Here is an 8764-nt window from a genome sequence, read left to right as displayed (position 1 = left end):
TAGGTCCCCGCGTCCCTTGGGGTGGTTGCGGATCGTTGTCGGGTGTGGGCTGCGCGTGGTTGCTTGCGGCCGCGCTTTGGCACCCCTGGGGTGGTCGGGATCCTCATCTGGCTCGGGCGGCGCGTGGTTGCTCGGGTCCTCGCGGTGGGGCCGCGCGGTGCCGCAGTGCCCCGCGGTCCTCGGGGCGGGTTATGCGGTGCGGCGGATCAGGGCCAGGTACATGGCGTCCGTGCCGTGGAGGTGGGGCCAGAGCTGGAGGTCGGGGCCCTCGCCCAGGGCGGGGAGGTCGGGCAGCAGGGGGCGGGCGTCGATGAGGTCGGTGTCGGGGTGCTGCTTGAGGACGTCCGTGACGACGGCGCGGGTCTCGGCGAGGTGGGGCGAGCAGGTCGCGTAGGCGACGACGCCCCCGACCCGTACGGCCTCCAGGGCGCTGCGCAGCAGCCCGCGCTGGAGCGGGGCGAAGCCGTCCAGGTCCTCGGGGCGGCGCCGCCAGCGTGCCTCGGGCCGACGGCGCAGGGCGCCGAGCCCGGTGCACGGCACGTCGACCAGGACGCGGTCGAAGCTGCCGGGCCGCCACGCCGGGCGGGTCCCGTCGGCGGTGATCACCTGGTAGGGGCCGGGATTGCCGTCCAGCGCCCTGGCCACGAGCCCGGCGCGGTGCGGCTGCTTCTCCGAGGCCAGCAGGAAGGCACCCCGCTCGGCGGCCAGGGCGCCGAGGAGCGCCGCCTTGCCGCCGGGTCCCGCGCACCCGTCCAGCCAGCGCCGGTCCGGTCCGTCCAGCGGCGCGTTGGCGAGGGCCAGGGCGACCAGCTGGCTGCCCTCGTCCTGCACCCCGGCGCGGCCCTCCCGCACGGCCTCGACGGCCCCGGGTTCGCCGCCCTCGCTCAGCCGCACCGCGTAGGGGGACCAGCGCCCCGGTACGGCGGCCTCCTCGCCGAGCAGTTCCTCGCGGGTGGCCCGGCCCGGCCGGGCGACGAGGGTGACCTCGGGGCGTTCGTTGTCGGCGGCCAGCAGTTCCTCGATGCCCGCCCGGCCGCCCCCCAGCGAGTCCCACAGCGCCGAGACGACCCAGCGCGGGTGCGAGTGCACGACGGCCAGGTGGTCCTCGGGGTCCTCGTCATAGGGCGGGGCGACCCGCTCCAGCCAGCCGTCGAGGTCGTCCCGGGCGACCTTGCGCAGCACGGCGTTGACGAACTTGGCCCGCCCGTCCCCGAGCACGACCCGCGCCAGCTCCACGGAGGCGGAGACGGCGGCGTGGCTCGGGATGCGCGTCCCCAGCAGCTGGTGCACGCCCAGGCTGAGCACGTCGAGCACCGGCGGGTCGACCTCGCGCAGCGGCCGGTCCACGCAGTCCGCGATGATCGCGTCGTACGTCCCCTGCCGGCGCAGCGTGCCGTACACCAGCTCGGTCGCGAGGGCCGCGTCCCGGGCGTCGAAGTCACCCGCTTCACGCGCCTTGCGCAGCAGCGGCGGCAGGACGAGGTTGGCGTACGCGTCCCGCTCGTCCACGGCCCGGAGCGCCTCGAAGGCGAGGATGCGGACGGGATCCTTCTGGGGCCTGCGGTACGGCTTGCCGGACTTGCGGGGACGGCGGGGCTGCTCGCTCACGAAAAAGGTGCTCCGGGTGTGGGATGAAGTGCGCTCACCAGCGTACGCCGGGCCGGTGAACGGTGAGGCGGGGACGCTGCCGCGCGGGTCAGTCGCCGACCTGCTCGCCCTCGGTGATCCGCGCCCCGCGCGCCCAGTCCGCGGCCCGCATCGGCTTCTTGCCCTGTGCCTGCACCCACAGCAGCTCGACGGCGTGCGAGCCGGTGCCGACGTACACGTTGTTCTTCCCGGCGGCGAGCTGCCCCGGGGCGAGGTCGGTCCGGTCGGGCAGGGGCAGGGCCTGTACGAGCTTGAGCCGCTCGCCCCGGAAGGTGGTCCAGGCGCCGGGGGCCGGGGTGCAGCCGCGTACCACCCGGTCCACGCGCAGCGCCGGGGCGGTCCAGTCGACGCGGGCGTCCTCGACGGTGATCTTCGGGGCCAGGGTGACGCCCTCGTCCGGCTGCGGCACCGCCGTCAGGCTGCCGTCCTCGATGCCGTCCATGGTGGCCGCGAGCAGACCGGCGCCGGCGAAGGCCAGCCGGGTCAGCAGGTCACCGCTGGTGTCGGTGGGGCGAACGGTCTCGGTGACCGTCCCGTACACGGGGCCGGAGTCCAGGCCCTCCTCGATCAGGAAGGTGGACGCGCCGGTGATCTCGTCGCCCGCCATCAGGGCGTGCTGCACGGGGGCGGCGCCGCGCCAGGCGGGCAGCAGCGAGAAGTGCAGGTTGACCCAGCCGCGGGCGGGCACGTCCAGGGCGACGCGGGGCAGCAGGGCGCCGTACGCGACGACGGGGCAGCAGTCGGGCGCGATCTCGCGCAGCCGCTCCAGGAAGGCGGGGTCGCGCGGCTTCGCGGGCTTGAGCACCTCGATCCCGGCCTCCTCGGCCCGCTCGGCCACGGGCGAGGCGACCAGTCGGCGCCCGCGTCCGGCCGGAGCGTCGGGCCGCGTGACGACGGCGGCCACCTCGTGACGCCCGGAGGCGATCAGGGCGTCCAGGGCGGGGACGGCGACCTCGGGGGTACCGGCGAAGACGAGCTTCATGGGTGGGACGGGCCTCTCGGGCGGGAACGTTGGCGGGCGACGCACCAGTCTACGAGCCGTCGAACAAGGGAAAGCCGCCGACGGCGCGGCGCCGACGCGGGAGACCCGAGCCCCTCGGCCGACGGCGAACGAGTGGTGCGCGGGTGGGAGTCCTCCCAGGCCGACGACCGAGGGGCGCACGCACATGCTTCCGCGCCCCGACCCGTGACCCGCGGAGCGCTGACGCGTTGGTCAAGGAAGAGTTGACACACCGGGCCGCCCGCGCGGCCCGATTCCTTTCAACGCCGGTTCGAGAGGCTTGTTCATGGCCGACCACGCAACCCACGACGCCCAGGCTCGGGCCAGCCTGCACTTGCTGGTGCGGGACATCGAGCGGGTCCGCCGGCAGGTGGACGCACTGCGCACCCTCACCGCCCAGTTGGGCAACGTCTACCGCCCGCGCCGCTCCGGCCCCTCCGCGGGCTTCGTCGTCTACGGACGCGCCCCCGCCCCGACGGTGCGTCTCGCCCAGGAACTGCGGGACAGTGTCGAGACCCTCGTCACGGCCGCCGTGGACTTCGACCGCTCGCTGGGCTTCTCGTGGGACGCGGTGGGCTCGGCGCTCGGCGTCACCAAGCAGGCGGTGCACCGGCGCTACGGCTCCCGGCGCGCCGCGGCCCAGACGGCGGCCGCCACCGAGACCACCGAGCACACTCCGGAGTCCACGGGTACGCACCCGGTCAACGTGGGCTCGGGGCTGCCCCCGGTGCCCACGGTCCCGGCGGCCCGCTCCATGCCGACCCAGCCGACGTCGGGCAGCCCGTCCCTGCGCGACGAGATCCGCTCGACCGCGTTCCCCAGCCCGCGCAACGGCTGACCCCCTCCGGCTGACCCGCCCCGGCTGATCCGCTCCGGCTGATCCGCCCCGGCTGACACAACACCCGGCCGCCCGCACCGGCGCGCCGCGACCCCCGCACGACACCGGCCGCCCGCACCGGCCGAGCCGCGCCCCCGCACCGGCCCTCCGCCCTCCCCGCCCCTCCGGGAGACGGAGGGCCGCGGCGTGTACGGCCTCATCGGATGCGGCGTGTACGCCCCTCATCCCACACGGCGTGTACGTCCCTCATCCCATGCGACGTGTACGCCCCCGCATCCGGTGTGCCGTGTACGCCCCTCATCCGATGTCGGGCGGATCGATCCGCACCCACACCGCCGTGTCGCTCCCGCGTGCCGTCCGCGCCGCCTGAGCGGCCTTCAGCGCAGCGGCCAGCGCCGCGCCGCGTCCCGGTGGCACCCGGACCAGCGCACGCTCCCAGTGCTCCCCTGGCGGTGGCGCCCCCACCCGCCGCGGCCGGCCCGGTGCCGTGACCGGCAGGGGCACCGGGCCGAGCACCTCCGCCTCCCGCGGCAGCTCGACCGTGTCAAGGAAGCCGGTCACCGCCTCCGGCGGACCCGCCACGGCCGCCATCCGCGAGACCGGGGGAAAGCCGAGCTCGGCCCGCTCGGCCAGCTCCCGCAGGGCGTGTCCGGTGGGGTCCCAGCGCACCAGCGCCTGCACCGGCCGCAAGGTCGGCTCGGCCACCGCGACGACCGTGCCGCCGGCGCTCTGCGGGCGCACCAGCGCGGCGGCGGCCAGCCAGCGCCGCAACGCGTCCTCACCGGCGCGCAGATCGGGCCGTCCGAGCATCGCCCAGCCGTCGAGCAGCAGCGCCGCCGCGTAACCGCCCTCGGCCACCGGCTCGGCCCCCGGGGTGCTCACGACCAGCGCCGGGGTGTCGGACACGGTGTCCAGCACGTGCTCGCGCCCGGAGGTGCGCACGGGCACGGCCGGGAAGGCCCGCCCCAGCTCCTCGGCGGTGCGCCGGGCACCCACCACCTGGGCGCGCAGCCGGAAGGCCCCGCACTCCGGGCAGTGCCACGCGCCCTCCTCGCGCCCGCACCAGCCGCACCGCAGCGCGGAGCCGGACTCCTGCCCCTCCAACGGGCCCGCGCAGTGCCGGCACCGCGCGGGCGTCCGGCACGCCGCGCAGGCCATCCGCGGCACGTACCCCCGCCGGGGCACCTGCACGAGGACCGGCCCGTGCCGCAGCCCGTCCCTGACGGCCTGCCAGGCGAGGGTCGGCAGCCGGGCCGCGCGGGCGGCCTCGTCCCGGGCCAGGTCCTGGTCCCCCACGGTCCGCACCAGCGGCGTGGCGGCCCGGACCCGCTCCCGCCCGGCGACCAGCGGCCGGGCCCAGCCGGTCTCCACGAGCTGGGCGGCCTCCACGGTGCAGCTCCAGCCGCCCAGCAGGAAGGCGCAACGGTCCTGGGCGGCGCGCAGCAGCAGTACCTCGCGGGCGTGCGGCTGCGGGGCGTGCGGCTCGCTGTGACTGTCGTCGCCGTCGTCCCACAGGGCGACCAGGCCGAGGTCCCGCACCGGCGCGAACATGGCGGCCCGGGTCCCGATCACGGCCCGTACGGCACCCCGGCGCACCGCGAGCCACTGCGCGTACCGCTTCTCGGGGCCCGCGTCGGCGGTGAGCACCGCGTGCCGTCCCTCGCCGAGCAGCGCGGTGAGCGCGGCGTCGGCGCGGGCGACCGCCCGGCCGTCCGGCAGCACCACCAGGGCGCCCCGGCCCGAGGCCAGCGTCGCCGCGACGGCCCGCGCGAGCTCCTCCGTCCACTGCGGACCGGGCAGCGCGTTCCACACGGCGCGCGGCGCGCCCCCGGACGCGAGGGCCGACACGAACGCGGCCCCCTGCTCGTACCGCGCCCACGATCCCGGCTCGGGGGCGGGCGGTGCGGGCAGCGGCGGCGACGAGTCCCGCTTCTCGGCGCGCGCGTTGCGCGGGGGTACGGCGAGCTGGAGGACGTCCGCCAGGCTGCCCGCGTACCGGTCGGCGACCGCCCGGACCAGGCCGAGCAGCTCCTCGTCGAGGATGCGCTCGGGCGAGACGACCTGGGCGAGCGCGGCCAGCGGCCCCGCGTAGTCGGACTCGGCGAGCCGCTCGACGAGGTAGCCGTCGATGAGCCCGCCGCCCTCGCGCCGCCCGTCGCGCACCCGGTGCCGTCCGGCACCGAAGCGGACCCGCACCCGCACACCGGGCTGGGCGTCGGCGTCCAGCTCCTCGGGCACGGCGTAGTCGAAGTACCGGTCGAGGTGGAGCACGCCCTTGTCGACCAGGACCCTGGCGACGGGCAGTTCCTTGGCGAGCGCGGCCCCACGCCAGGTGCGCGGCTTGGCCCGCGGGGTCTTCGCCTTGCGCACGCTCTCCCGGATGAGCGCGAGCTGCTCGGGCGGCGCGTCCTGCGCGCCGCCCTGCTCCGGTCCGTTCTCGCTGCTCACGCCTGCATTCTCGCAAAGACCACTGACAGCGCGGCCGGGGCCGGGAGGACGCGGCGAGGCCCGGCGCCCCCCTCGGGGACACCGGGCCTCGCCACATGCTGTCGGGCGCGGTGCGCCCGGGTGCCTACAGGCCCGCCGCCTCGCGCAGCGCGTCCACGCGATCGGTGCGCTCCCACGTGAAGTCGGGCAGCTCACGGCCGAAGTGTCCGTACGCCGCGGTCTGGGCGTAGATCGGACGCAGCAGGTCGAGGTCGCGGATGATGGCGGCCGGACGCAGGTCGAAGACCTCGTCGATCGCCTTCTCGATCTTCTCGGTGTCGACCTTGGCGGTGCCGAAGGTCTCCACGAACAGACCGACCGGCTCGGCCTTGCCGATCGCGTAGGCGACCTGGACCTCGCAGCGCGCGGCGAGACCCGCGGCCACCACGTTCTTGGCGACCCAGCGCATCGCGTACGCGGCGGAGCGGTCCACCTTCGACGGGTCCTTGCCGGAGAAGGCGCCGCCGCCGTGCCGGGCCATGCCGCCGTAGGTGTCGATGATGATCTTGCGGCCGGTCAGCCCGGCGTCACCCATCGGACCGCCGATCTCGAAGCGGCCCGTCGGGTTGACCAGGAGGCGGTAGTTCTCCGTGTCGATCTTGATGCCGTCCTCCAGGAGCGCCTTCAGCTCCGGCTCGACGACGAACTCCTTGATGTCCGGCGCCAGCAGCGACTCCAGGTCGATGTCGCTCGCGTGCTGGGACGAGACGACGACGGTGTCCAGGCGGACCGCCTTGTCGCCGTCGTACTCGATGGTGACCTGGGTCTTGCCGTCCGGACGCAGGTAGGGGATGGTCCCGTTCTTGCGGACCTCGGACAGGCGCTTGGACAGGCGGTGGGCCAGGAAGACCGGCAGCGGCATCAGCGTCGGCGTCTCGTCGGACGCGTAGCCGAACATCAGACCCTGGTCACCCGCGCCCTGGCGGTCCAGCTCGTCCTCGTCGCCCTCGACGCGGTTCTCGTACGCCGTGTCGACGCCCTGCGCGATGTCCGGGGACTGCGCGCCGATGGAGACCGAGACGCCGCAGGAGGCGCCGTCGAAGCCCTTCTTGGAGGAGTCGTAGCCGATCTCCAGGATCTTGCCGCGGACCAGGTTGGCGATGTCCGCGTAGGCCTTGGTGGTGACCTCGCCGGCCACGTGCACCAGACCGGTGGTGATCAGGGTTTCGACGGCGACCCGGGACGTCGGGTCCTCACGCAGTAGGGCATCGAGGATCGTGTCGCTGATCTGGTCAGCGATCTTGTCGGGGTGACCTTCGGTCACGGACTCCGAGGTGAACAGGCGACGGGACACAACGCTCCCTGGGGTTGCAGCGGCTGCTGGCTGATCATTGGTGGACGGCACGGGGAGCTGCACCCGGCGACGTCCGAGAACAGTTTATCGGTCGCACTCTGCCGCGGGCCCACCTGTCTCAGCTCTCGGGAGGGCTGTGACCTGCGGCACGGGCATTCTGCCCAGAAGGAAGCGTCCTTGGCCAGGGGCGCCACGCTCGAATGCGTCGTCTTCGAGGCTCCTTCGAGCAAATGGGTCATTCACTCCAGCCGAGCGGCGACCAGGTCCCAGACCGTGTCGGCCAGGGCTTCCTTCGGTCCGTGGGCGACCGGTGTCTCGCTGCCGTCGGCGCCCAGGACCACCGCCTCGTTCTCCTCGGAGCCGAAGGTCTTGCGCTCACCCACCTCGTTCACCACGAGGAGGTCGCAGCCCTTGCGCTTCAGCTTGGCCCGGCCGTTGGCCAGCACGTCGTCGGTCTCGGCCGCGAAGCCGACGACCACCTGCCCGGAGCGGGCCCGGGTGCCGGAGATCTCCGCGAGGATGTCCGGATTGCGCACCAGGGCGATCGGCGCGGGCGCCTGGTCGTCCTTCTTCTTGATCTTCCCGGTGGCATACGTCGCCGGCCGGAAGTCCGCCACCGCCGCGGCCATGACCACCGCGTCGGCGTCGGCGGCGGCGCGCAGCATCGCCTCGCGCAGCTCCACCGCCGTGCCGACCGGCACCACGTCCACGCCGGCCGGGTCGGGCATCGACGCGTTCGCCGCGACGAGGGTGACGCGGGCGCCGCGGGCGGCGGCGGTGCGGGCGAGCGCGTAGCCCTGCTTGCCGGAGGAGCGGTTGCCGAGGAAGCGGACCGGATCGAGGGGCTCCCGGGTGCCGCCGGCGCTGACCACGACGTGCCGTCCGGCGAGGTCGGGCTCGCGCACCCCGGGGGCGAGCACCCGGCGGCAGACCTCGAAGATCTCGCCCGGGTCGGGCAGCCGGCCCTTGCCGGTGTCGACTCCGGTGAGGCGGCCGACGGCCGGCTCGATCACGACGGCACCGCGGCGGCGCAGTGTCGCCACGTTCTCCTGGGTGGCCGGGTGCTCCCACATCTCGGTGTGCATGGCGGGCGCGAAGACGACCGGGCAGCGGGCCGTGAGGAGGGTGTTGGTGAGCAGGTCGTCGGCCAGGCCGTGGGCGGCCTTGGCGAGCATGTCGGCGGTGGCCGGGGCGACGACGACCAGGTCGGCGTGCTGGCCGATGCGCACGTGCGGGACCTCGTGCACGTCGTCCCACACCTCGGTCGACACGGGGTTGCCGGACAGGGCGGACCAGGTGGCGGCGCCGACGAAGTGCAGCGCGGAGGCGGTGGGGACGACCCGGACCTCGTGCCCGGACTCGGTGAGCCTGCGCAGCAGCTCACAGGCCTTGTACGCGGCGATGCCGCCGCTGACCCCCAGAACGACCTTGGGCTTGTCCACCGTCTCTCCCCGGCTCGGATGACGCGCTCGGACCACGCGCCGTTCGGACCGCGCAC

The 8764-nt window shown here is 75.0% G+C and carries 6 protein-coding genes; 1 reads left to right on the top strand and 5 read right to left on the bottom strand.

Features of this window, described 5'->3' with window-relative positions; translation table 11 throughout:
* Positions 1-189: 189 nt before the first annotated feature.
* A complete protein-coding gene (locus tag B9W62_RS31820) occupies positions 190-1608 on the bottom strand; it encodes an RsmB/NOP family class I SAM-dependent RNA methyltransferase (protein ID WP_087810375.1) in 1419 nt (472 codons plus the stop codon).
* A gap of 88 nt (positions 1609-1696) precedes the next feature.
* The gene (gene fmt, locus B9W62_RS31815; RefSeq protein ID WP_087810374.1) at positions 1697-2629 is read right to left on the bottom strand and encodes a methionyl-tRNA formyltransferase; all 933 of its coding nucleotides are present in this window, start codon (positions 2627-2629) and stop codon (positions 1697-1699) included.
* Positions 2630-2933: 304 nt separating this feature from the next.
* Between fmt and B9W62_RS31810 the strand changes: the two genes are divergently transcribed.
* On the top strand, positions 2934-3485 hold the full coding sequence (locus B9W62_RS31810; RefSeq protein ID WP_087810373.1) for a hypothetical protein: 552 nt from the start codon (positions 2934-2936) through the stop codon (positions 3483-3485).
* Positions 3486-3782: 297 nt separating this feature from the next.
* On the opposite strand, the gene B9W62_RS31805 is transcribed toward B9W62_RS31810, so the two are convergent.
* The 3 genes from B9W62_RS31805 to coaBC all read right to left on the bottom strand — a co-directional run bounded on the left by B9W62_RS31805 (position 3783) and on the right by coaBC (position 8708).
* Positions 3783-5933 (bottom strand): primosomal protein N', encoded by a 2151-nt coding sequence (locus tag B9W62_RS31805; RefSeq protein WP_087810372.1) that lies wholly within the window; start codon positions 5931-5933, stop codon positions 3783-3785.
* Positions 5934-6057: 124 nt separating this feature from the next.
* The gene (gene metK / locus B9W62_RS31800) at positions 6058-7266 is read right to left on the bottom strand and encodes a methionine adenosyltransferase (RefSeq protein ID WP_087810371.1); all 1209 of its coding nucleotides are present in this window, start codon (positions 7264-7266) and stop codon (positions 6058-6060) included.
* A 239-nt stretch (positions 7267-7505) separates the two neighbouring features.
* Positions 7506-8708, bottom strand: coding sequence for a bifunctional phosphopantothenoylcysteine decarboxylase/phosphopantothenate--cysteine ligase CoaBC (coaBC, locus tag B9W62_RS31795; protein WP_179235775.1), 1203 nt, complete (start codon positions 8706-8708; stop codon positions 7506-7508).
* Positions 8709-8764: the final 56 nt, after the last annotated feature.

This window comes from Streptomyces sp. CS113, assembly GCF_002188365.1.
GTDB classification, from domain to species: Bacteria; Actinomycetota; Actinomycetes; order Streptomycetales; family Streptomycetaceae; genus Streptomyces; species Streptomyces tendae.
This window is presented reverse-complemented; position numbering and strand designations above follow the sequence as displayed.